Consider the following 671-nt stretch of genomic DNA (forward strand, 5'->3'; position numbering starts at 1 on the left):
CATTGATGAAATTTTCCTAAATCAACATCAAGATTATCAACATCAAACGCCTGATTAAACTGAAGATGCTGATAAACAACCTGAATCTGCGGATCAAAAACAACACCTTTATACCCTGTTGCAAACGTTCTACCGCTCGTTAAAGAACCGCTAAACTGTTTACCCTTTAACGCCACAACCTTGCCCCGTGAAAGGGTCAAAACATCACCCTTAAAAAGACCATACGATACCACCCCATCTATATAAAAACCCCTATCATGCTGCAAACTCCCATAGGCAGCAACAGACCATTTATTAAATGCGCTTTTTTTGCTTTGTTCAACATCCTGAGGGTGTAGAGAAAGATTTCCATAGTTCCCCAAAACTCCAAAGAATGTACGACCATGTAAACTCTCAATCTCGTTTAACAAAACACCTGCTTCAAGTGCATTATAATCGAGCTCAGCACCATAGCCATATTCAAAAGCAGATAAATTGGAAGCATAATGATGGCTCCCCCCATAAGCACGCAGAAAAAAGGCTGTCTTTTCATTCTCTTTCCAAGAAGAATGAAAAGCATTCCGCATTATCTCCAACGTCTTATTTTGCGTGATCATATCCACTAAACCAGCATGAAATAAGGCATTTGGCAAAAGAAGATAAGTTGGAACCTGTGGAACAACAGCTCTAAT

Annotated in this window: 1 protein-coding gene; it reads right to left on the reverse strand. The window is 39.6% G+C overall.

Annotation, left to right across the window (positions count from 1 at the left end; all coding sequences use genetic code 11):
• Positions 1-671 (reverse strand): autotransporter outer membrane beta-barrel domain-containing protein (locus tag ACFIML_RS09220; protein WP_375615532.1); only part of this gene is annotated, 671 nt, incomplete at both ends.

It is taken from the genome of Bartonella sp. AC62GZZY (assembly GCF_042196525.1).
Classification (GTDB): Bacteria; Pseudomonadota; Alphaproteobacteria; order Rhizobiales; family Rhizobiaceae; genus Bartonella.